Below are 22,140 nucleotides of genomic sequence, written 5' to 3'. Positions count from 1 at the left end.
CCTACCCCTCGTACAGGGAATCGATCTCCTCAGCGTACGTACTGCGGATCACCCGGCGCTTCAGCTTCAGCGAGGGGGTGAGCTCTCCGGTGGCCGGCCCCCACTCATCGGTGAGCAGGTGGTAGCGCTTGATCTGCTCGGGCCGGCTCAACCGGGCGTTGGCGGTGGCGACCGCGCGGGCGATCTCGGCGCGCAGCGCCTCCGGGCCCTCCCGGTCGGCCCAGGCGGGAGCCAGCTCGGGGTCGAGGACGAGCAGGGCGACGAGGTAGGGGCGGCCGTCGCCGTGCACCAGGGCCTGGCCGATCAGCGGGTGCTCCTTCAGGGCGTTCTCGACGGCGGCAGGGGCCACGTTCTTGCCCGAGGAGAGCACGATGATCTCCTTCTTGCGGTCGGTGATCCACAGATAGCCGTCCTCGTCGATCCGGCCGACGTCCCCGGTGGGGAACCACCCGTCGGCGTCGGTGGCGGGGAGCACCGTGCCGTCCGGCCGCAGATAGCCGGCGCAGACGATCGGCCCGCGCACGAGGATCTCGCCGTCCTCCGCGGTCCGTACCTCCACTCCGTCCAGCGGGCGTCCGACGGAGCCGAAGCGGAAGCCGCCGGGGCTGTTGGTGGTGGCAACGCCGGTCGTCTCCGTCAGGCCCCACGCGTCGACGATGACCAGGCCGAAGCCGGCCCAGAACTCCAGGATGTCGACGGGCATCGGCGCGGCGGCGCTCGCCGTCCAGGTCAGCCGCTCGAAGCCGGCCAGGGCCAGCACCGGGTCGAGCACCGCGGCCTTCGCCTCGGCGTAGGCCGCGGCCAGGGCCGGTGCGGGCTCCTCGCCGCGCTCGCGGCACTTCACCACGGCCCGCGCGGTCTCCGCGGCCGCCCCGACGGCCGCACGCCGCTCCTCGGGCAGCAGGCCGAGGGCGGCCCGTACCGAGGAGGTGAGCTTCTCCCAGACCCGGGGCACGCCGAAGAACTGCACGGGGCGCAGTTCCCTGGCGGTCGCCGCGACGGCCTGCGGATCGGCGCAGAGGTGGACGTGCCCGGCCCGGAAGACCGGCAGATAGATTCCGAGCATGCGCTCGGCTATGTGGGCGAACGGCAGATAGCAGATGCTCGCGGCGTGGCCGGGGAAGTCCGCGACGCGGTCCAGCGCGATGCCGTTGAGCAGCACATTGCGGTGCGAGATCACGACGCCCTTGGGGTCGCCGGTGGTCCCGGAGGTGTAGACGACGGTGAGCGGGTCGGCCGGGTCCACCGCGCGCCAGCCCTTCTCGAAGGCGTCGGCGTCGTACAGCCGGACGCCCTGCGCGGCGATCGAGGAGTACGCGACGTGCGGCCCCGCCTCGCCGGGTTCCACCACGACGATCCGCCGCAGCCGGGTCTGCGGGTCGTCGAGGAGCGGCTCCCACCGGGCGCCCTCGCGCGCCGATTCCACGACCACGAGCCGGGCCCTGCTGTGACGGGCGATATGGCCGATCTGTTCGGGCGCGGCGGTGCCGTAGACGGAGACCGGCACGGCGCCCAGGTGGACGAGGGCGAGGTCGGAGAGCCAGTGCTCGGGGCGGTTGCCCATCATCAGCAGGACGTGCTCGCCCCGCTCCACGCCGATCGCGGCGTAGCCGGAGGCGAGGACGGCCACCTTGCGGCGGACATCCGACCACGTGAGGGTGGTCCAGCCGGATCCGTCGGCGGTGCGCCAGGACAGCGCGGGGAGATCCCCGTGGTCCTCGGCATTGCGCAGCAGCAGCGCGGGGAGAGTGAGCTCGGACGGTTCGGCGGGGAGTCGCAGGATCGTGGGCATGACGGCCTCCTGGCCGGCCTGGCGGCCGGTCTCCTGGAACCTGGTGGAGTACGGGAACCGCAAGCTTTCACACCATCGCTGAGACAGCAATACTGTTGAGCACGATCCGCCGCATCGACCGGGGCGGCACCGGGGTACCGACGGAAGCGAGGCGCAGCGCATGGCGCAGTCCCTGATCCAGCCGGCCGGCCTCACCGTCGACGAGCTGGCGGCGCGGGCCGGAGTCACCGTCCGTACGCTTCGTTTCTACAGCAGCAAGGGCTTGCTCCCGCCGCCCGTGCTGGGTCCGCGACGGGTGGGGCTCTACGGGCCCGAGCACCTGGCGCGGCTGTCGCTGATCGAGGAACTGCAGCACCAGGGGCTGACGTTGGCGGCGATCGAGCGCTACCTCCTCCAGCTGCCGGCCGACATCACCGCGGAGGATCTGGCGATGCACCGGGCGCTGGTCGCCGCCTGGGTGCCGGACTCCGCCGAGGAGACGCCGCGCGCGCAGCTGGAGCGGCGGGCGGGCCGGGCGCTGACCGACCACGATGTGGACCGGCTGTCGGCGATGGGTGTGCTCGACCGCACCGACCGCCCCGAGGTCTTCCTGGTCAATCCGGCGATGCTGCACCTGGGGGTGCGGCTGCTGGACGTGCCGATCCCGCTGGAGACGGTGCTCGCCACCCGCGAGATCGTGCTGAAGCACACCCGGGCCGTCGCCCATGAGCTGCAGAAGCTCTTCCGCGAGCAGGTCTGGCAGCCGTATCTGGACGGTGACCCGAGCCCGGAGGAGACCGCCCGGATGCGCTCGCTCACCGAGTACATCCAGCCGGCCCTGGTCCAGGCCCTGGTGACCGCCTTCCAACGGTCGCTGGCGGAGGAGCTGCGGGCTTCGGCCTCGTCCGGCAGGGACTGAGACCGAAGCCCGTACGCCAAGGGCGGGGAAAGCCTCAGCTGTCCGTGAAGGTCTCGCCCTTCTCCGCCTTCGCGACCAGCAGCGCGGGTGGGGTGAAGCGCTCGCCGTACGCCGCCGTCAGCTCACCGGCGCGGGCCACGAAGCCGGGCAGTCCGCCCTCGTAGCCGTTGATGTACTGCAGGACGCCGCCGGTCCAGGCCGGGAAGCCGATGCCCATGATCGAGCCGATGTTGGCGTCGGCGACGGAGGTCAGCACGCCCTCCTCGAGCAGCCGGACGGTGTCCAGCGCCTCGGAGAACAGCATCCGTTCCTGCATGTCCCGGAACGGGATCCGCGCGTCGGGCTTGCTGAAGTGCTCGCGCAGACCGGGCCACAGCCGGGTCCGCCTGCCGTCCTCGTAGTCGTAGAACCCGGCGCCGCCGCTGCGGCCGGTGCGGCCGAACTCGTCGATCAGCCGGTCCAGGACCACTTCGGCGGGGTGGGTCTGCCAGCTGCCGCCCTCGGCCTCGATGGCGCGCTGCGACTCCGCGCGGATCTTGCGCGGCAGGGTGAGCGTCAGCTCGTCGAGCAGCGAGAGCACCTTGGCCGGGTAGCCGGCCTGGGCGGCGGCCTGCTCGACGGAGGACGGATCCAGTCCCTCGCCGACCATCGCGACGCCCTCGTTGATGAAGTGCCCGATGACGCGCGAGGTGAAGAAGCCGCGCGAGTCGTTGACGACGATCGGGGTCTTGCGGATCTGCCGCACCAGGTCGAAGGCGCGGGCCAGCGCCTCCGCACTGGTGTGCTCGCCCTTGATGATCTCCACCAGCGGCATCTTGTCGACGGGCGAGAAGAAGTGCAGTCCGATGAAGTCCTGGCGGCGCTTGACCCCTTCGGCCAGCAGCGAGATCGGCAGCGTCGAGGTGTTGGAGCAGAGCAGGGCGTCGGGGGCGATGACGTCCTCGATCTCCTGGAAGACCTTGTGCTTGAGCGACGGGTCCTCGAAGACCGCCTCGATGACGGCGTCGCAGCCCGCGAGGTCCCGCGGGTCGCCGGTCGCCCTGATGCGGCCCAGCAGCTCGTCCCGCTTGGCCTGCGTGGTGCGGCCACGGGCGAGCGCCTTGTCCAGGATCGCGGCCGAGTACGCCTTGCCGCGCTCGGCGGCCTCGGCGGACACGTCCTTCAGGACGACCTGCAGGCCCGCCTTGGCACAGGAGTAGGCGATGCCGGCGCCCATCATCCCGGCGCCGAGGACGGCGACCTTGGTGACCGGGCGCGGGTCGATGCCCTGCGGACGGTTGGCACCGGAGTTGACGGCCTGCAGGTCGAAGAAGAACGCCTGGATCATGTTCTTCGAGATGGGGCCGCAGGCCAGTTCGGTGAAGTAGCGGCCCTCGATCGCCAGAGCGGTGTCGATGTCGACCTGGGCGCCCTCGACGGCCGCGGCGAGGATGTTGCGCGGCGCCGGGTACGGGGCGCCGGCCAGTTGCTTGCGGAGATTGGACGGGAAGGCCGGCAGGTTCGCCGCGAACGCCGGGCTCTTGGGGGTCCCGCCGGGGATCCTGTAGCCCTTGACGTCCCAGGGCTGCTGCACCTGCGGGTTCGCGTCGATGAACGCGCGGGCCTTGGCCAGCATCTCCTCGCGGTCGGTGGCGACCTCATGGATGAGACCGGCCTCCAGCGCCTGCCGCGGGGCGTACTGCCGGCCCTGCAGCAGCACCTTGAGCAGCGCGTCGGCGATACCGAGCAGCCGGACGGTGCGCACGACGCCGCCACCGCCGGGCAGCAGCCCGAGGGTGACCTCGGGCAGACCGATCTTGGAGCCGGGGGCGTCCAGGGCGATCCGGTGGTGGCAGGCCAGCGCGATCTCGTACCCGCCGCCGAGCGCGGCGCCGTTGATGGCGGCGACGACCGGCTTGCCGAGGGTCTCCAGACGGCGCAGCCGGCCCTTGATGCGCATGGAGCCCGCGAAGACCTCGGCGGCGTTCTCCGGCGTGGCACGGATCAGGTCGCGCAGGTCGCCGCCGGCGAAGAAGGTCTTCTTCGCGGAGGTGATGATGACGCCGCGTACGGTGTCGGCCTCGGCCTCCAGCCGGTCCAGGACGGCGTCCAGGGAGTCGGCGAAGGCCGCGTTCATGGTGTTGGCGGACTGGTTGGGGTCATCGAGGATCAGGGTGACGATTCCGTCGCCGTTCCCGTCCTGCTCCCAGCGGATGGTGGTGGACTCGCTCATCTCAGGCTCTCCGTAAGGGGGTTGGACGCGGCGTCAGACGCGCTCGATGACGGTGGCGATGCCCATGCCGCCGCCGACGCACAGCGTCAGCAGGCCGTAGCGCAGATCGCGCCGTTCCAGTTCGTCGATGAGGGTGCCGAGGATCATCGCGCCGGTCGCGCCGAGCGGGTGGCCCATGGCGATGGCGCCGCCGTTGACGTTGACCTTGTCCAGGCTCAGGCCCATCTCGCGGACGAAGCGCAGCACGACGGCGGCGAACGCCTCGTTGATCTCCACCAGGTCGATGTCACCGATGCTGAGGCCCGCCTTGGCGAGCGCCTTGCGGGCGGCGGGCGCGGGGCCTGTCAGCATGATCGTCGGGTCGGCGCCGGAGACGGCGGCGGAGACGATACGGGCGCGCGGGGTGAGGCCGTAGCGCTCACCGGTCTCGCGGTTGCCGATCGCGACGAGCGCCGCGCCGTCCACGATGCCCGAGGAGTTGCCCGCGTGGTGGACGTGGTCGATCTTCTCGACCCAGTGGTACTTCTGCAGCGCCACGGCGTCGAAGCCGCCCGCCTCGCCGACCGTCGCGAACGACGGCTTGAGGGCGGCGAGGGTCTCGGCGGTGGTGCCGGGGCGGATGAACTCGTCGTGGTCCAGGACGGTCAGTCCGTTGCGGTCCAGGACCGGGACGACGGACCGGGCGAAGCGGCCGTCCTTCCACGCCTCGGCCGCCCGCTCCTGCGACAGGGCCGCGAAGGAGTCGACGTCATGGCGGGAGAAGCCCTCGATGGTGGCGATGAGGTCGGCGCCGACGCCCTGCGGGACGAAGCCGGTCTCGAAGTTGGTCATCGGGTCCATCGCCCAGGCGCCGCCGTCGGTGCCGAGCGGGACGCGTGACATGGACTCCACGCCGCCGGCCAGCACCAGGTCCTCCCAGCCGGAGCGCACCTTGGCCGCCGCCAGGTTGACCGCTTCCAGGCCCGAGGCGCAGAAGCGGTTCTCCTGCAGGCCGGCGACGGTGTCGGGCAGCCCGGCGGCGATCGCCGCGATCTTGGCGATGTCGGAACCCTGGTCGCCGATCGGGCCGACGACGCCCAGCACGATGTCGTCGATCGCGGCCGGGTCCAGGCCGGGGAACCGGCGGCGGATCTCGTGGATGAGGCCGACCACCAGGTCGATCGGCTTGGTGCCGTGCAGTGCGCCATTGGCCTTGCCGCGGCCGCGCGGGGTGCGGATGGCGTCGAATACGTACGCTTCGGGACTCACGTCGGGTGCCTTTCGGGAATGAGGGGTCCGGAGACCGGTCGGGGGATCAGGCGAGCAGGGAACGGCCGATGATCTCCTTCATGATCTCCGTGGTGCCGCCGTAGATGGTCTGGATACGGCCGTCGGTGAACGCCCTCGCGACCCGGTATTCGGCCATGTAGCCGTATCCGCCGTGCAGTTGCAGACAGCGGTCGGCGACGCGCTTCTGCAGTTCCGTCGCCCACCACTTGGCCATCGAGGCATGGACGGCGTCGAGGCCGCCGGCGCTGTGCTCGGTGATGCAACGGTCGATGAAGGACCGGGTGACGGCGCATTCGGTGGCCATCTCCGCGATCTCGAACCGGATGTGCTGGAGCTTGGCCAGCGGACGGCCGAACGCCTCGCGCTGCTTGACGTACTCGGTGGTCAGCTCCAGGACGGATTCGGCGGCGGCGATCCCGGAGACGGCGATGGCCAGCCGCTCCTGGGCGAGATTGGTCATCAGGTGCAGGAACGCCTGGTTCTCGCCGCCCAGCAGATTGGTCTTCGGCACCCGCACATCGCTGAACGACAGTTCCGCGGTGTCCTGCGCGTGCTGGCCGATCTTGTCCAGGTTTCGGCCACGCTCGAAGCCCGGCATACCGCGTTCGACGACCAGCAGGCTCAGGCCCTTGGCGCCTTCCTGGCCCGGCTCGTGGCCGGTGCGGGCCACGACGATGACGAGGTCGGCGAGGATGCCGTTGGAGATGAAGGTCTTGGAGCCGTTCAGGATCCAGTGGTCGCCGTGGTCGGCCGCGGTGGTGCGGATGCCCTGCAGGTCGGAGCCGGCGCCCGGCTCGGTCATGGCGATCGCGGTGATGATCTCGCCGGAGCAGAAGCCGGGCAGCCAGCGGCGCTTCTGCTCGTCGGTGGCCAGCGAGGTGAGGTACGGGCCGATGATGTCGTTGTGCAGGCCGATGGCCAGCCCCGAGACGCCCGCCCTGGTGAACTCCTCGCCCAGCACGACCCCGTAGCGGAAGTCCGGCTCTCCCCCGCCGCCGAACTCCTCGGGTACCGCGACGCCGAGCAGACCCTGGCGGCCCGCGGCCAGCCATGCCTCCCGGTCGACGATGCCCGCCTTCTCCCAGCGCTCGTGGTGCGGCAGCGCCTCCTTGGCGAGGAACGTCCGCACGGTCTCACGGAAGGCGTCGTGGTCGGAGGTGAAGATCTCACGCTTCATACGGATGTGTCTCCTCGAAGGCTTTCGGACGCGTCGGACGCGGGGCCGTGGCCGGGCTCGGCGCCCTGGCCGAGCGCGGGCACCTGCCAGTCCCGGGCGACCTCCGCCGTGTGCGCGCCCGGCTGGGCGGGCGGGAGGCGTACGGCGCCGGGGGTGGCGGAGAACCGGGGCGCGGGGCGGGCTGGACGATGCCGCGTCCTCGGTGAAGGTGCCGCGGGCGGCGAGATGCGGGTGGCCGGGGGCCTCGCGCAGCGACAGGACCGGGGCGACGCAGGCGTCGGACTGCTCGAAGACGGCCGTCCACTCGTCGCGGGTGCGGGTCTTGAAGCGGGCGGCGACGGCGGCGCGCAGATCGCCCCAGCGGGCGAGGTCGCCGCGGTCCGGGGCGTCCTCGCCGAGCTCCAGCAGAGCGGTGAACTCGGCGTAGAAGCGCTTCTCCAGGGCTCCGACCGCCATGTAGCCGCCGTCCGCAGTCTCGTAGACGCCGTAGAACGGGCAGCCGCCGTCGAGCAGGTTGGCGCCGCGCCGGTCCTGCCAGCCGCCGGCCGCGACCATGCCGTGGATCATCGAGGTCAGATGCGCGGTGCCGTCCACGATCGCGGCGTCGACGACCTGTCCGGTACCGGTGGTGCGGGCGTGCTGCAGAGCCGCGAGAACGCCGATGACGAGGTAGAGCGAGCCGCCCGCGTAGTCGCCGACGAGGTTGGCGGGGATGGCCGGCGGGCCGTCGGCCGGGCCGATCATGCCGAGCGTGCCGGTGATGGCGATGTAGCCGATGTCATGGCCCGCGGTGTGCGCGAGCGGGCCGTCCTGGCCCCACCCGGTCATCCGCCCGTACACCAGCCGGGGGTTGCGGGCCAGCGCCTGTTCGGGGCCGACGCCCAGCCGTTCCGCGACGCCCGGCCGGTAGCCCTCGACCAGGATGTCGGCGCGTTCGACGAGGTCCAGGACGGCGGCGGGGCCCCGCGGGGACTTCAGGTCCAGCAGCACCGACCGCTTGTTGCGGTTGGTGATGTCGTACGTCGGGTTGATGGCCAGCCCGGAACCGCCGGGCCGGTCGACCCGTACGACATCGGCGCCCAGGTCGGCCAGCACCATCGCGGCGAACGGCCCGGGGCCGATGCCGGCCAGCTCCACGACCCTGACGCCGGCCAGTGGGCCGGGACCTGCCTGCACGTCCATCGGCTCCCCGATCACTTTGACAGTAGTGATGTCACATCAGTGATGTTAGGAACGTGTTCCAGTCCTGGCAAGGGCCGGACGGGCGGGGCCCGGAAACGACACCGGCCCGCCGCGCCTCCAGGGCGTGGCGGGCCGGTGCGAGCGGTCAGGCGGAGGTCTCGGAGACCGCGGCCTTCTCCAGCTGGAACGCCTCGTTGCCGAGGCCCACGCGGGCGTGCACCTCGGGCTTCCGTGCCTTCAGCACCAGGCCCAGCACGATGCCGACGACGCCGGAGATCCCCACGATGCCCGGCAGGATCCAGGCCAGCGCCGCGTCCTGGTCGGGACCGATCAGCACGTCGAAGTCCTTGACCGCGTAGACGAGTACGAAGAGCAGGGCGGCCCCGGCCACCCCGGCGCTCAGCAGCCGCCAGATCTGGGCGCGGCCGGCTCCGCGGCGGACGAAGAAGGCGATGACGGAGGCCGAGGCGACCGCCATGAGGAGGATGACGCCGACCGCGCCGACGTTGCCGCCCCAGGTGAACAGCCGCAGCACCGGCACCGTCGGGTCGCCGGCCGGCTTGTCGTCGGTGACCGCGAAGGCGACCACGACGAGGAGGGAGATCACGGTCTGCAGCATCGAGCCGATCGCGGGGGCGCCGCTCGACTTGGAGGTGCGGCCCACGGCGGAGGGCAGCAGGCCCTCGCGGCCCATCGCGAAGGCGTAGCGGGCGACGACGTTGTGGAAGCTGAGCATCGAGGCGAAGATGCCGGTCAGGAAGAACACGTGCAGCAGGTCGGTGAAGGTGCCGCCGAGCCGGGACTCGGTGAGACCGAACAGCAGGCCCGCGCTCTGCTCCTGCGCGGCGCCCACGACCTGCGAAGGACCGGCGGCCACGCCGATCAGCCATGAGGTGAGGGCGAAGAAGACACTCGCGAAGGCGACGGCGAGGAACATCGCGCGCGCCACCGCGCGCCCCGGCTTGCTGGTCTCCTCCGCGTACACGGGGGCCTGTTCGAACCCGACGAAGCCGACGACAGCGAAGCAGAGGGCGATTCCGAGGCCGGCGCCCGTCAGCGTGCTGGGGTCGAAGCCGGTCAGGGTCAGGCCCTGTCTCTTGTCCGGATCCGCGACGAACGCGATGTCGCACACGATGACCAGGGCGCACTCGACGACCAGCAGCACGCCGAGCACCTTGGCGTTCAGGTCGATCTTCAGCGCGCCCAGCGCGCCGGTGAGCAGTACCGCGAAGAGCGCCGGTATCCACCAGTCGACGGATATGTCGAAGTGCTGGTCGAGCTGGCCGACGACCTCGAAGCCGAAGATGCCGTAGATGCCGACCTGCATGAGGCTGTACGAGACGAGGGCTACGAAGGACGCGCCGACACCGGCCGTGGCGCCGAGGCCGCGGGCGATGTAGGCGTAGAAGGCACCCGCGTTGTGCACATGGCGGCTCATCTCCGCGTAGCCGACGCTGAAGAGCGCCATCACCACACCGAGGATCACGAACAGCAGCGGCTGCCCGACGATGCCGGTCGCACCGTACGTCGTGGGCATGACGCCCGCGACGACCATGAGCGGCGCGCTGGCCGCCAGCACCGAGAGCAGGAGCCCGGTCGTACCGATCCGGTCGGCGCGCAGCGCCCGTTCCTGGCCCTTGAAGGTGCTGATCTCGGTCTTACTGCCCGTCAGCATGGCTGCGGTGTCCTTCCGGTGAGGTGAGCGTCGGGTCCTACGGAGAACCGAAACCGAGCGCGGAGCTGCGCGCGGCGCGGAATGCCTTCTTCGGATCGCGGCCGAAGTACGACCAGGGCCGCCGGGTGGCGTGCGGGCCGATCCGGTTGAACAGCGCGGCGGCCTCCACCGGACGGCCGCTGTGCACCATGGCGAAGGCGAGCAGGTTGAGATCCAGCTCCAGCCGGGGATGGTCGCCACCGTGCCATTCCAGCCACCAGTCGAACGCCGTGCGCAGGCTCTGCCGGCCGCGGCCGCTGGTCCAGTGCGGCAGGCCGGTGGGATCCTTCGGCTCGGCGCCGGTCCCGGCGAGCACCCGGTAGCGCTCGATGTGGGCGAGCAGCGGCAGTCCGGCGAGCGGCGAACCCTCGGGTGCCTCCCCCGCGGCCCACTCGGCGAACTCGTACACCTCATGGAACGGGTCGTTCCGGTCCGTCTTCTGACGCTCGGCCAGGCACGCGGTCATCAGATGGTGCGCGTGGTGGTGGCTACGGTGCCGGCCGCGCACCTGGTCGAAGGCGCGCACCTGGTCCTCGTCGGTACCGGTGCGGCGGGCCAGGATCAGCAGCGCCAGCCACGGGGAGGGGTCCGCCGGCGCCAGCCGGGCCACCGCGAGACAGGCCTCCCGCGCGACTTCCGGGTTCGCCTTGCCGGCCACGGCGCGGAACACCGTGGAGCACGCGAGCAGCATCGCCGCGTCCTGGCTGTCCGGTTCCGCGAGCTGCCATTCGCGGGTCCACGCGGCGGTGGCCGGGCCCTCGGCGAGCACGACCAGCCGGTGACCGCGGCGGTCCCAGTGGTCGCCGGTCTCGGCCAGCAAGGTGCGTACCTCGGACCAGTGGCCCTGTCCCAGGGCGCTGCGCGCCGCGACCAGCTCGACGTCGTCGAGGGCCGGATCGAAGCCGAAGTCGTCCTTGGCCCGGGAGAAGCCGAAGGGGGGCGGAGGTGGGCTCATCCGCGGGCTGCCTCCACGGGCGGGTTACGAACAGTGATCGTCCACAGCCAACCGGTAGGCACAGGTCCGCTTCAAGACCACGCCTGTTGTCTCCCTGTAGTCCCCTACGGGATTCCGGCCGGGGAGCAGCGGGCGGGCACGGGCGCCGGGCCGGGAGAAGACGCCTGCGATCCGCGATCCACGGCACAGCCATGCGGCTGCTGTGACCCCTGCGGGGCAGCCGCATGGCTGTGCAGCGGCGCCTGGGCCATGAGTCGATGGTGACGGCCCCGGATCACTGCGGGCATCTCCCGCCCGAGCTGGAGGCCTTCGGCCTGGCGGCTATCGAGGAGGTTTCGGCGGGCCGGAAGCCGGCGCTGCGCTGCGTAAGCCGACCGTGCCGTCGAGGGATGCGGTCGGCCTGATGAATCCGAACCTCTCCCGCGCCGCGCGAGTCATTCACGAGGGGCTGGCGCAGTTCACGACCGGTGACGTGGCGACGCGCATCGCGACGGCCATGGACGCGGCCGGGCTGATCACGTCCGCCGAGGGTCTTGGCCGCCCGGCTCGGGCGCCGATGGCCGAGGCCGAGGGCGAGGCCACCGAGCTCGAACTCACCGCCACGGCGTGGGACGAGCGGTGCGACCGAGCCATGCAGGTCACCGGGTGGCTTCTCTCGCAGTACGTCTCACACGCCGACGTGATCGAGATCGGCACCGACTACGACCGCGCTGTCGTCGCCGTCCGGGTCAGGTCCCTTGAGGACTGGGACCACTGGATGGCCGAGACCGGCGTCTCCCGTCACGACTCCGGGCGGTCCGTGGGCAACGCCCAGGTCACGTACGGCCGGCTGCAGGACACCGAAGTACGGCTGGTCGCACACGGTGTGCCCGAGCTGCTCGACGCTCTCGCCGCCGCCGCGATCGACCCGTACCGGCTGTACGGACGCGTCCACGACCTCGGCCGCCCGATGGTCGACCGGGACGGCTGCCGCTGGAAGTACCTGGTCCGGAGGGGTCCGGACGACATGCCGCTCCTCGTCGCCGCCGGGCAGAACGTTCCGTGCTCGTTGGCGAACGTGGTCCACCAAGTGGGCCCGCTCCGGCCCGCCGTGCCCTATCTGCCGGCACCCGCCCCTGCTCCCGTGGCCGCCGCTGCTCCCCCGGCCGGCGCCGTCATCTCGCTGACCGAGGGGCTCGCCGCGACCGGGCCCGGCACCCCTGCCCAGGGCACGGAGGCGGTGACCGCGGATGCCTGAGCCCATGACGCTGGAGCAGCTGCTGGCACGGTGGAACCAGGGCCCTCGCCTGGCCCGGATCGAAATCGTTCACGTACTCGCCGTCGAGTCGGGCGACCACGACCAGGCGGACCGGGCGGCCCTGGAACTGGCCGTGCCGCACGTCACTCCGCTGCAGTCGCTGGCGGCGAACGCCGAGCTCGTCCGCCGGCTGCTGGACGGCCGGTGGAAGGCAGTGCGTGACGCCCTTGAGGGCGCTGCCACCTGGGACGAGATCGCCGAGGCCCAGGGACTCACCCGCGACGAGGCCGTCGCGTACTACGTCCACGCCGACGAACACCGGGAGCGCCGCGCAGGCGAGCCCTTCGACCAGCGCAGCAGGAGGGATCCCGTGCTCGGACTCACCACCATCCGCCGGCGGGACGCCTGCCTCGAGCAGGCGCTCGCCGACCTGGCGGCCGCGAAGCGGCATTTGGCCGAAGCGAACGTCGCCCTGGTCGTGGCCGCCAGCAACGCCCTCACCACCGCAGCGCGGCACGAACGCGAGCGACGGGCGCTCCTCCGCCGTCTCGGCATCGCCCTCCGCGGCTGCCGGCGCTACCGCCGGGAGGCTCGCGCCGACGCCCGAATCATCCCGTACCGCGCTGCCGCCCCGAGCGCGGAGACGGCCGCCGATCCGCACCCAAGTACCTAACGATGACTGATTCCGCGTCCCTTCGATCTCCGTAACGTCTTGACCTGCAGGAACGCAGCACAGCAAACAACACGACAGCGCACGCCGCGCACCGACCCGCAGGGAGACCCCGGACATGAGCGACACCCAATACCTCGTCGAGCGCTACCTCGCCACCTGGAACGAGACCGACCCTGTTGCCCGCCGCGCGGCGATCGACGAACTGTGGGCCGACGACGCCGAGTACACCGACCCGCTGGTGGTCGCCGAGGGGCGTGACGCGATCGACGCGACCATCGGCGCCGTGCAGGCCCAGTTCCCCGGACTGGTGTTCACCCTGGGCGGGCCCGTCGACGCCCATCACAACATCGCCCGCTTCACCTGGGAACTGGGCCCGGCCGGCGGCGAGTCGCTGGTGATCGGGTTCGACGTCGCGGTGCTGACCGGGGACGGCCGGCTGCGCAGCGTCCTCGGCTTCCTCGACAAGGTTCCGGCGGCCTGAGCAACCGCCCCGGGGGCGGGCCCGTCCGGCCCGCCCCCGCCGCAGCCCTACGCCCCGTCGCCCTATCGTCCACAGGAGTTCCGCCATGGCATCGCCCCTCACCGACGAACGCACCATCCCCTCCGCCGCCGACCGTCAGCGGCCGCCCGCCCGCCGGCCGGGGCTGGGCCTGCTGGTTCTCCTGATCGCGACCTTCATGACCGCCCTCGACTTCTTCATCGTCAATGTCGCGATCCCGTCCATGCAGGTGGACCTGCACGCCGGCACCGCGTCGATCCAGTGGGTGGTCGCCGGCTTCGGACTCGCCCTGGCCACCGGGCTGATCACCGCCGGAAGGCTGGGTGACATGTTCGGCCGCAGACGGATCTTCGCCGTCGGGCTGGCGCTGTTCACCCTGACCTCCGTGGCCTGCGGCATCGCCCCGACCGCCGGAATACTCGTGGCCTCCCGCGTCCTGCAGGGCCTGGCGGCCGCGCTGATGGGCCCGCAGGTGCTCTCCATCATCCAGACCGACTACGCCGGAAAGGCCCAGGCCCGCGCGTTCAGCATGTACGGGCTGACCATGGGTATCGGCGCGGTGTTCGGCCAGCTGATCGGCGGCCTGCTCATCAAGGCGGACTTCTTCGGACTCGACTGGCGCACCTGCTTCCTCATCAACCTGCCGGTCGGCGCCGTGACACTGCTGCTCGTCCCGCGCGCCCTGACCGAGTCCCGCGCCCCGCAGCGCCCCCGCCTCGACGTGACCGGTGTCGCTTTGTCGACCCTCGCCGTCGTCGCCCTCGTACTGCCGCTGATCCAGGGCCGCGAGCAGGGCTGGCCGCTGTGGACCTGGCTGTGCCTGGCGCTGTCCGCCCTGCTGTTCGCGGAGTTCGCCGTGCACCAGCACCGCCTGGGCCGCCGCGGCGCCGACCCGCTGGTCGACACCGCGCTGTTCCGGGAGCGGACGTTCACCGTCGGCGTCCTCGCCCAGCTGGTGTTCTGGATCGGCCAGGCGTCGTTCTTCCTGGTGCTCGCCCTCTATCTGCAGCAGGGCCGCGGTCTGGACGCACTCGCCTCCGGAGTGGTCTTCACCGCGATCGGCGCCGGCTACATGATCACGTCGACCACCGCCCACCACCTGTCCGCACGGCTCGGCCGGCACACCATCTCGGTCGGCGCCCTCGGCATGGTCCTCGGCCTGGCACTCCTCTGGGAGGCCTCGCACCGCATCGGCACCACCGGCGGCATCGGCTGGCTGGTCCCCGGGCTGTTCTTCGACGGACTGGGGATGGGCATGGTCATCGCACCGCTCACCACCATCGTGCTCCGGGGCGTCACGCCCCAGCTGGTCGGCTCCGCCTCCGGCGCCGTCGCCACCATCCAGCAGATCGGCGGAGCGCTGGGCGTCGCGCTGATCGGCATCATCTTCTACGACGCGGTCGGCAGCGGACAGCCGGAGTCCTTCCCGCACGCCTTCGGTCTCGGTCTCGGCTTCCTCATCGCCGTCGAAGTCGCCCTCGCCGCACTCGTCCTGCTGCTGCCCCGCAAGGCGGCCAGCACGGGATGAATCCACCCGGTCAGCATCCGCCGACCCCCTCGGTGCCGTCTGGACGGCATCGAGGGGGTCGGCTACGTTCCGCGGCATGAGTGCCATGGGGATACTGAGACGTACGGTGACGATCGGGTTGTGCGGGGCGGCACTGGTCGCGGTGGCCGCGCTTCCCGCGCAGGCCGGCCCGGAGCCGGGCGGCACGAAGCCGGCCGCGCCACAGGCGAACGGGGCGAAGGTGAGCCTGCCGAAGCTCGGCTGGGAGCTCAAGGCGACCGGAACGACGTCCCGGTTCCGCGGCCTGTCGGCGGTGAACAGCAGGACCGCCTGGGCGGCGGGCTCCGCCGGCACCGTCCTGCGGACCACCGACGGCGGCGCCAGCTGGGGCAATGTGTCCCCGCCGGGCGCTGCGGAGTTGGAGTTCCGCGACATCGAGGCGTTCGACGCGCGGCACGCGGTGGCCCTGGCGATCGGCGAGGGCGACACCTCCCGCGTCTACCGGACGCAGGACGGCGGCGCCAGCTGGACCGAGACCTTCCGCAACCCCGACCCGAAGGCGTTCTACGACTGCCTGACGTTCTTCGACGCGAAGAACGGACTGGCCGTCAGCGACCCGGTGGACGGCAAGTACCGGATCCTGTCCACGGGTGACGGCGGCCGCAGCTGGCGGGTGCTGCCCTCCGACGGCATGCCCGCCGCGCAGGACGGCGAGGCCTCCTTCGCGGCGAGCGGCCAGTGCCTGGTCACGTCGGGCAGCCGTGACGTGTGGCTGGCCACCGGCGGCGGCGCGGCCTCCCGCGTGCTGCACTCCGGTGACCGGGGTCTGACGTGGACGGCGGCGCCGACCGTGATCCCGGCCGGTGACCCCGCCAAGGGCGTCTTCGCCCTCGCCTTCCGTGACGCCCGGCACGGCCTGGCCGTCGGCGGCGACTACCGCGCCGACCAGGCCTCGCCCAGCGCCGGAGCGGTCAGCTGGGACGGCGGCGCCACCTGGACGGTGTCCGCGACGCCACCGCAGGCGTACCGCTCGGGTGTCGCGTGGCTCCCCTATCCGGGCTTCGCCGCGATCGCGGTCGGGCCCACCGGCAGCGATCTGTCCCTCGACTCGGGGCGCGGCTGGCGGCAGTTCGACTCCGGGTCCTTCGACACGGTCGACTGTGCCCCCGACCTCAGCTGCTGGGCGTCGGGCGAGAAGGGCCGGATCGCCCGTCTCACCCTGACCCTGTCGCCCTGACTGTCTCGCCCTGACGGTGGGGAGAAGGCGGTCCGACCTCCGACCGCCTTCTCCCGGCCGTTCAGTGCCTCGAGTACGCCTCGGCGTCCCGTGAACCGCTGGGCGGCCCCGCGTACCCCTGGGACGGCACCCGGGCCGAGGACCGGCGCGGTCCCCTGGTGAGGGTGTAGCCGCCGATCGCGGCGAGCGCGCCGAGCACACCTCCGCCCGCGGTCCACAGCCAGCGGTCGGACCACCAGCCGGAAGTCCACCCGCCCTCCGGGGCGGCCAGCGCGTCCGGCTGCGTCGCGGGGGTCAGCGGGACGGCCAGCTCGCCGCCCTCGGAGTGCGCTCCCCCGGCGTCCTTCGTCGTCGCGAGCACCTCCGCCTTGAACGGCTGCCCGAGATCGTCGGCGGGCAGATCGATGACGGTCAGCCGTACGTAGTACGCGCCCGGCAGCGGGTCGTTGGACCTGGTGTCGGCGATCGGCCGCACCGTGCGCAGGGTGCAGGTGAGGGTGACGGACGGACCCGAGTCCGGGCTCTTCACCGTCCGGTCGCCCGAGACGCACGGCTGGCGGCGGCGGAGACCGTCGTAGACGTCGATCTGCCAGGTCTGCGCACCGTGCCGGTTGGCCTGGTCGGGCAGTGTCACCGTCGCCTTGGCGGTGGCGGTCTGCCCCGCGGCGGCCGGGAACATCCAGTACAGGTAGTCGCCGGTCGAGGCGGCGGCCGTGGCGGCCTGTCCCTGCCGGATCGCGGTGGCGGTACGGAAGGCGGTGCCGGCCTCGGTGGGCGCGGCCTCCTCCTCGGTGCCGGAGCTCCCGCTGGGGCTCGCTGCGGGGTCCGTGCTCGGACTCGCGCCGGGGGTGTCGGCCAGCGCGGTCGCGGCGGGCCCGAGCAGGGCCGCCCCGGTGAGCAGTGCGGCGGTCACCAGACGTGTCGTACGCATCAGTTGCTCCTCCATACGGCGACGCGCCAGCGGGTCAGCCAGCCCCAGATCAGTCCGGCGAACAGTCCCGTGACCGCCAGGACGCCGAGCAGCACCCAGCCGCGGCCCAGGCCGAACGCGGCGACATCACCGGCTTCGTCGGGGGCGTCGACCAGGTCGAGCGTCAGCTCGACGGGCAGGCCCGGGGTGCGCTTGACGGCGTCCGGCGCCGAGAAGGAGTTGCTGACCTCCAGGCACACGGTGTGTGGCGGCGGGGCGTCGTCCGAGTCGGTGTCCTTCTCCGGGTAGACGTAGCGCAGTCCGGAGGACATCACATCGGTCCGGCCGCTGCCGGCGTCCGAGCCGCGGACCAGTTCCTGGCCCTCACCGCTCACCGCGCGCAGCAGTACGCCGTAGTCCGCGTTCACCGCCCGGTCGGCGCCGACGCTGACCGTGGCCCGCAGTTCCTGGCCGTCGGTCACCGCGACCTTGTAGTAGCGGTGCTGCCCGAACTCCTCGCGGTCGGTGTACACGCCCGGGGTGATGCCGGCCGCGTTCCCGCACTGTGCCGATCCCTGGACCGCCTTCGAAACGACCGGCGGAGTCTGCGCCGAGCGCCGTACCAGCTGCTTGATGCGCGAAGAGAGCTGGTCGGTGTGCTGGACGGAGGTGTACGTGCCGCCGGTGGCCTCGGCGATGCAGCTCAGCTGCTTGCGGATCTTGTCGTTCGCCACCAGGCCGAGGGTGTCCACCACCAGGTGGGTGCCCTGCGCGGCGAGTTCACGGGCGACGTCGCAGGGGTCCGGCTGGCCGCAGGAGTCCTCGCCGTCGGTGATGAGCACGATCCTGCGGGTGGCGTCACCGCCCGCCAGGTCCTGGGCTGCGCCGCGCAGCGCCAGCCCGATGGGGGTCCAGCCGGTGGGGCGCAGCGTCGCGACGGCCGCTTTCGCCTCGGTCCTGTTGACCGGGCCCACGGGGTACAGCTGCTTGCTGTCCTGGCAGCCGGTCTTCATGTCCTTGCCGGGATAGGTGGCCCCCAACGTCCTTATGCCGAGCCGGACATCGTCCGGCACCGCGTCCAGCACGTCGTTGAACGCCTGCTGCGCCGCGGACATCCGCGACTTCCCGTCCACGTCCCGCGCGCTCATCGACCCGCTGACGTCCAGGACCAGGTCGATCTTGGGTGGTTCCTGCGCTGTGGGCTCGTCCGCGGCGGCGGACGCCGGGAACAGTCCGGCGGCGAGAGTTGCGGCAAGGCCGCACAGGCCGGCCGCCAGCCGTCTTTTGGTGATCATCCGGGGAGCTTAGTGACCGCCAACTCCACGGGGAAATCCGGGACCATGAGCGGCCGTGCGCCCGGCCGCGGAACCTACAGGGCGAGCTTGAAACCGTCGTGGCTGCGGACGAAGCCGAGCGAGTCGTAGAAGCGGTGCGCGTCGGTGCGCCGCTTGTTGCTGGTGAGCTGGACCAGGGCGCAGCCGCGGCCGCGGGCGCGTTCGACGGCGTGGGTGAGCAGTGCGCGGCCCAGTCCGGCGCCGCGCCGGTCGGACCGCACCCGGACGCCTTCGATGAGCGCCCGTTCCGCGCCGCGCCGGCCGAGACCGGGGATGTAGGTGAGCTGGAGGCAGCCGAGCACCGTGCCGGCGCCGTCGTCCAGCACGACGATTTCGTTGCGCGCGTCGCTGTCCACCGCGTCGAAGGCGCGGCTGTAGGCCTCGTCGACCGCGGCCGCGTCCTGGGCGGGCACCGGCTGGCCGACCGTGTCCTCGGAGAGCAGGGCGATGAGGGCGGGCAGGTCGTCGCGGGTGGCGGTGCGGAAGATCATGCGCCGATCCTCTCATCGCGCGCCGGGCGTCAGGCGGTCCCGGCGTCCGGTGCGAAGCGGTCGCGCAGCTCGCGTTTGAGGATCTTGCCGCTCGCGTTGCGCGGCAGTTCGTCGACGAGCAGCACCCGCTTGGGCGCCTTGAAGTGGACGAGCTGTCCGCGGGCGTACTCCAGCAGTTCGTCCTCGGTGACGTCGCCGCGCGCCACGACCACCGCGGTGACGGCCTCGATCCAGCGTTCGTCGGGCAGTCCCACGACGGCGACCTCGGCGACCGCCGGATGCCCGTAGAGCGCGTCCTCGACCTGCCGGGAAGCGACCAGCACGCCGCCGGAGTTGATGACGTCCTTCACCCGGTCGACGACGGTGAGATAGCCCTCGGCGTCGCGCACGGCGAGGTCGCCGGAGTGGAACCAGCCGTCGCGGAAGGCCTCCGCCGTCTCCTGGGGCTTGTCCCAGTAGCCCTCGCAGAGCTGCGGTGAGCGGTAGACGACCTCGCCCGGTGTGCCGTCCGGTACGTCCTTGCCGGCCTCGTCGACCACCCGGGCCTCGACGAACAGCACCGGACGGCCGCAGGAGTCCATCCGGCCCTCGTGCTCGTCCGGGCCGAGGACGGTGGCGAGCGGGCCGATCTCGCTCTGCCCGAAGCAGTTGTAGAAGGCGAGGTGCGGCAGCCGGGCGCGCAGCCGTTCCAGAACCGGAACGGGCATGATCGAGGCACCGTAGAAGGCCTTGCGCAGTCCGCTCAGGTCGCGCTCGGCGAACTGCGGGTGGTTGGCGAGGGCGATCCATACGGTGGGCGGCGCGAAGAGACTGTCCGCCCGGCCCTCCTCGACGAGGTCGAAGACCGTCTGCGGATCCGGTCCCGCGATGATCGTGTTCTCCGCGCCGACCATCAGGTACGGCAGCAGGAAGACATGCATCTGCGCCGAGTGGTAGAGCGGCAGCGAGTGCACCGGCCGGTCGCCCTCCCGCAGGCCGAGCGCGGTGACGGCGCTGACGTACTCGTGGACGAGCGCGCGGTGCGTCATCATCGCGCCCTTGGGCAGCGCGGTGGTCCCTGAGGTGTAGAGCAGCTGCGCGAGATCCTCGGCCCCGGCCTCCGCCGCACCGGTCGCCGGCCCGGCGGCGGGCAGCAGGGCGAGCAGCGACGTGTCGTCGTCCCGGAGCGCCAGGACGGGGACGCCGGCGGGGAGCCGGTCGCGCAGCTGCGGGTCGCTGAGCACCAGCACGCTGCCGGACTGCCCGAGCTGGTAGGCGAGGTCCTCGCCCTCCAGATGGTGGTTGACGGGCACGTGCACCAGGCCGGCGCGCGCACAGCCGAGGAAGCCGATCAGATAGGCGTCGGAGTTGTGCCCGTAGGCCGCGACCCGTTCGCCCGGCCGCAGCCCGCGCTCCAGGAGGACGGCCGCCGCCGCGGACACCGCCTCGTCGAGTTCCCGATAGGTCCACGTCCGGTCCCCGAACCGCACCGCCACCCGGTCGGGTACCCGCCGGGCGCTGCGCCGCAACACCCCGTCGACCGTATTGCTGTGCACCGCGACCATGACGCCTCCCCGCTGCCGGACCTGCCCCGGGCCACCTTCGGACGGCACGGGTGCCCGGGTCAAGCACTACCGCACGGTGCGCCGGTCCGGCCGCACGGAAGTCTGTGGATCATCGCGCGTCTCTTGACCTGCGATGCGGATCCTGATTACTTGAGCCCGTGACGACAGTACCGAACGATCGGTCGGGAGCGGGCGGCGCCCTCCTCGACGCCGGTGAGCAGCTGAGCGGCGCGGAGCTGCGGGATCTTCAGCTGCGGCGATTGCGGGCCACCCTGCGGCACGCGTACGACAACGTCGCCTTCTACCGGAACTCGTTCGACGCGGCCGGGGTGTCGCCGGAGGACTGCCGCACTCTCGAGGATCTCGCCCGGTTCCCCTTCACCACCAAGGCCGATCTGCGCGACAACTACCCGTTCGGCATGTTCGCCGTGCCCGAGGCGGACATCCGGCGGATTCACGCGTCCAGCGGCACCACCGGCGCCCCGACCGTCGTGGGCTACACGCGCAACGACCTGGACATGTGGGCGGACATGGTCGCCCGGTCGATCCGCGCGGCGGGCGGGCGGCCCGGACAGAGGATCCATATCGCCTACGGGTACGGCCTGTTCACCGGCGGCCTCGGCGCCCACTACGGTGCCGAGCGGCTGGGCTGTGCGGTCATCCCGGCCTCGGGCGGTATGACGGCGCGCCAGGTCCGGATCATCCAGGACTTCAAGCCCGACATCATCATGGTCACTCCCTCGTACATGCTCACGCTGCTGGACGAGTTCCAGCGGCAGGGCATCGACCCGCGCTCGACGTCCCTGCGGACCGGCATCTTCGGGGCCGAGCCGTGGACCGAGGAGATGCGGCGGGAGATCGAGCAGCGGATGGACATCGACGCGGTCGACATCTACGGGCTCAGCGAGGTCATCGGCCCCGGGGTGGCGCAGGAGTGCGTCGAGACCAAGGACGGGCTGCACATCTGGGAGGACCACTTCTTCCCCGAGGTCGTCGACCCGCTCACCGACGAGGTGATGGCGCAGGGCGAGAGCGGAGAGCTGGTCTTCACCTCCCTCACCAAGGAGGCGATGCCGGTCATCCGCTACCGCACCCGCGATCTGACCCGGCTGCTGCCCGGCACGGCGCGGCGCCCCTTCCGCCGGATGGAGAAGGTGACCGGCCGCTGCGACGACATGATCATCCTGCGCGGGGTGAACCTCTTCCCCACCGCGATCGAGGAAATCGTGCTCCGCACCCCCGGCGTGGCACCGCACTTCCAGCTGCGGCTCACCCGCGAGGGCCGTCTCGACCGGCTCACCGTACGCGCCGAGGCACGCCCGGGCGCGAGCCCCGAGCAGCGGACCGCGGCGGCGGCCGCCATCGCGCAGGGAGTCAAGGACGGAGTGGGCGTGACGGTGGAGGTGGCCGTCGTCGATCCGGAGACCCTGGAGCGCTCGGTCGGAAAGATCAAGCGCGTCATCGACGAACGGGAGCCACGGCCGAGCGCGTAGCCGCCGCCCGCCACCG

The 22,140-nt window shown here is 71.8% G+C and carries 17 protein-coding genes and 1 pseudogene; 7 read left to right on the top strand and 11 right to left on the bottom strand.

Annotated features, from left to right (window positions below; all coding sequences use genetic code 11):
- Position 1: 1 nt before the first annotated feature.
- Positions 2 to 1,792, bottom strand: coding sequence for an AMP-dependent synthetase/ligase (locus C8250_RS37340; protein WP_138355210.1), 1,791 nt, complete (start codon positions 1,790 to 1,792; stop codon positions 2 to 4).
- A gap of 160 nt (positions 1,793 to 1,952) precedes the next feature.
- On the opposite strand from C8250_RS37340, the gene C8250_RS37335 reads away from it, so the two are divergent.
- Positions 1,953 to 2,690 carry a MerR family transcriptional regulator gene (locus C8250_RS37335; protein ID WP_138355209.1) on the top strand — a complete coding sequence of 246 codons (738 nt, stop codon included), beginning with the start codon at positions 1,953 to 1,955 and terminating at the stop codon, positions 2,688 to 2,690.
- Positions 2,691 to 2,724: 34 nt separating this feature from the next.
- Here the strand turns inward: C8250_RS37335 and C8250_RS37330 are convergent, their stop codons facing one another.
- From C8250_RS37330 to C8250_RS37305, 6 genes and pseudogenes are all read right to left on the bottom strand, one after another.
- Positions 2,725 to 4,902, bottom strand: coding sequence for a 3-hydroxyacyl-CoA dehydrogenase NAD-binding domain-containing protein (locus C8250_RS37330; RefSeq protein WP_138355208.1), 2,178 nt, complete (start codon positions 4,900 to 4,902; stop codon positions 2,725 to 2,727).
- A gap of 33 nt (positions 4,903 to 4,935) precedes the next feature.
- Positions 4,936 to 6,150, bottom strand: a complete 1,215-nt coding sequence (locus C8250_RS37325; RefSeq protein ID WP_138355207.1) for an acetyl-CoA C-acetyltransferase — start codon at positions 6,148 to 6,150, stop codon at positions 4,936 to 4,938.
- 46 nt (positions 6,151 to 6,196) lie between these two features.
- Positions 6,197 to 7,348, bottom strand: coding sequence for an acyl-CoA dehydrogenase family protein (locus C8250_RS37320; protein ID WP_138355206.1), 1,152 nt, complete (start codon positions 7,346 to 7,348; stop codon positions 6,197 to 6,199).
- A pseudogene (locus tag C8250_RS37315) lies at positions 7,345 to 8,530 on the bottom strand (CaiB/BaiF CoA-transferase family protein). Before C8250_RS37315 ends, C8250_RS37320 begins: the two are co-directional and overlap by 4 nt.
- 145 nt (positions 8,531 to 8,675) lie before the next feature.
- On the bottom strand, positions 8,676 to 10,205 hold the full coding sequence (locus tag C8250_RS37310; RefSeq protein WP_138358441.1) for an APC family permease: 1,530 nt from the start codon (positions 10,203 to 10,205) through the stop codon (positions 8,676 to 8,678).
- Between the two features lie 37 nt (positions 10,206 to 10,242).
- Entirely contained in the window at positions 10,243 to 11,199 is a 957-nt protein-coding gene (locus C8250_RS37305) for a hypothetical protein (protein WP_138358439.1), read from the bottom strand.
- A gap of 403 nt (positions 11,200 to 11,602) precedes the next feature.
- Between C8250_RS37305 and C8250_RS37300 the strand changes: the two genes are divergently transcribed.
- From C8250_RS37300 to C8250_RS37280, 5 genes are all read left to right on the top strand, one after another.
- Entirely contained in the window at positions 11,603 to 12,436 is an 834-nt protein-coding gene (locus C8250_RS37300; protein WP_138358437.1) for a BN159_2729 family protein, read from the top strand.
- Positions 12,429 to 13,109 (top strand): hypothetical protein, encoded by a 681-nt coding sequence (locus C8250_RS37295; RefSeq protein ID WP_138358435.1) that lies wholly within the window; start codon positions 12,429 to 12,431, stop codon positions 13,107 to 13,109. The genes C8250_RS37300 and C8250_RS37295 overlap by 8 nt, the downstream gene beginning before the upstream one ends.
- 115 nt (positions 13,110 to 13,224) lie before the next feature.
- Entirely contained in the window at positions 13,225 to 13,590 is a 366-nt protein-coding gene (locus tag C8250_RS37290; RefSeq protein ID WP_138358433.1) for a nuclear transport factor 2 family protein, read from the top strand.
- 85 nt (positions 13,591 to 13,675) lie between these two features.
- On the top strand, positions 13,676 to 15,136 hold the full coding sequence (locus C8250_RS37285) for an MFS transporter (RefSeq protein ID WP_138358431.1): 1,461 nt from the start codon (positions 13,676 to 13,678) through the stop codon (positions 15,134 to 15,136).
- Positions 15,137 to 15,212: 76 nt separating this feature from the next.
- A complete protein-coding gene (locus C8250_RS37280; protein ID WP_138358429.1) occupies positions 15,213 to 16,352 on the top strand; it encodes an oxidoreductase in 1,140 nt (379 codons plus the stop codon).
- A 61-nt stretch (positions 16,353 to 16,413) separates the two neighbouring features.
- Here C8250_RS37280 and C8250_RS37275 read toward each other — a convergent pair whose 3' ends face one another.
- From C8250_RS37275 to C8250_RS37260, 4 genes are all read right to left on the bottom strand, one after another.
- Positions 16,414 to 17,283, bottom strand: coding sequence for a hypothetical protein (locus C8250_RS37275; protein ID WP_232485095.1), 870 nt, complete (start codon positions 17,281 to 17,283; stop codon positions 16,414 to 16,416).
- Positions 17,283 to 18,557 (bottom strand): VWA domain-containing protein, encoded by a 1,275-nt coding sequence (locus tag C8250_RS37270; RefSeq protein ID WP_138358427.1) that lies wholly within the window; start codon positions 18,555 to 18,557, stop codon positions 17,283 to 17,285. Before C8250_RS37270 ends, C8250_RS37275 begins: the two co-directional genes overlap by 1 nt.
- Before the next feature lie 74 nt (positions 18,558 to 18,631).
- A complete protein-coding gene (locus C8250_RS37265; RefSeq protein WP_138358425.1) occupies positions 18,632 to 19,087 on the bottom strand; it encodes a GNAT family N-acetyltransferase in 456 nt (151 codons plus the stop codon).
- A gap of 29 nt (positions 19,088 to 19,116) precedes the next feature.
- Positions 19,117 to 20,631 (bottom strand): fatty acyl-CoA synthetase, encoded by a 1,515-nt coding sequence (locus C8250_RS37260; RefSeq protein WP_138358423.1) that lies wholly within the window; start codon positions 20,629 to 20,631, stop codon positions 19,117 to 19,119.
- A gap of 158 nt (positions 20,632 to 20,789) precedes the next feature.
- Here C8250_RS37260 and paaK point away from each other — a divergent pair, with 158 nt between their 5' ends.
- Positions 20,790 to 22,124, top strand: a complete 1,335-nt coding sequence (gene paaK, locus C8250_RS37255; RefSeq protein WP_138358421.1) for a phenylacetate--CoA ligase PaaK — start codon at positions 20,790 to 20,792, stop codon at positions 22,122 to 22,124.
- Positions 22,125 to 22,140: the final 16 nt, after the last annotated feature.

This window comes from Streptomyces sp. So13.3 (assembly GCF_005860785.2).
Taxonomy (GTDB): domain Bacteria; phylum Actinomycetota; class Actinomycetes; order Streptomycetales; family Streptomycetaceae; genus Actinacidiphila; species Actinacidiphila fildesensis.
The sequence above is the reverse complement of the archived record's forward strand: the minus strand, read 5'-3'. Positions and strand labels throughout refer to the sequence as shown.

Bases quoted from the DNA above. Each gene is read 5' to 3' on its own strand.
- C8250_RS37280 (WP_138358429.1), top strand. From the start codon at position 15,213: ATGAGTGCCATGGGGATACTGAGACGTACGGTGACGATCGGGTTGTGC.
- C8250_RS37270 (WP_138358427.1), bottom strand. From the start codon at position 18,557: ATGATCACCAAAAGACGGCTGGCGGCCGGCCTGTGCGGCCTTGCCGCA.
- C8250_RS37335 (WP_138355209.1), top strand. From the start codon at position 1,953: ATGGCGCAGTCCCTGATCCAGCCGGCCGGCCTCACCGTCGACGAGCTG.
- C8250_RS37295 (WP_138358435.1), top strand. From the start codon at position 12,429: ATGCCTGAGCCCATGACGCTGGAGCAGCTGCTGGCACGGTGGAACCAG.
- C8250_RS37275 (WP_232485095.1), bottom strand. From the start codon at position 17,283: ATGCGTACGACACGTCTGGTGACCGCCGCACTGCTCACCGGGGCGGCC.
- C8250_RS37290 (WP_138358433.1), top strand. From the start codon at position 13,225: ATGAGCGACACCCAATACCTCGTCGAGCGCTACCTCGCCACCTGGAAC.
- C8250_RS37300 (WP_138358437.1), top strand. From the start codon at position 11,603: ATGAATCCGAACCTCTCCCGCGCCGCGCGAGTCATTCACGAGGGGCTG.
- C8250_RS37265 (WP_138358425.1), bottom strand. From the start codon at position 19,087: ATGATCTTCCGCACCGCCACCCGCGACGACCTGCCCGCCCTCATCGCC.
- C8250_RS37285 (WP_138358431.1), top strand. From the start codon at position 13,676: ATGGCATCGCCCCTCACCGACGAACGCACCATCCCCTCCGCCGCCGAC.
- C8250_RS37320 (WP_138355206.1), bottom strand. From the start codon at position 7,348: ATGAAGCGTGAGATCTTCACCTCCGACCACGACGCCTTCCGTGAGACC.
- C8250_RS37305 (WP_138358439.1), bottom strand. From the start codon at position 11,199: ATGAGCCCACCTCCGCCCCCCTTCGGCTTCTCCCGGGCCAAGGACGAC.
- C8250_RS37310 (WP_138358441.1), bottom strand. From the start codon at position 10,205: ATGCTGACGGGCAGTAAGACCGAGATCAGCACCTTCAAGGGCCAGGAA.
- C8250_RS37340 (WP_138355210.1), bottom strand. From the start codon at position 1,792: ATGCCCACGATCCTGCGACTCCCCGCCGAACCGTCCGAGCTCACTCTC.
- C8250_RS37260 (WP_138358423.1), bottom strand. From the start codon at position 20,631: ATGGTCGCGGTGCACAGCAATACGGTCGACGGGGTGTTGCGGCGCAGC.
- C8250_RS37330 (WP_138355208.1), bottom strand. From the start codon at position 4,902: ATGAGCGAGTCCACCACCATCCGCTGGGAGCAGGACGGGAACGGCGAC.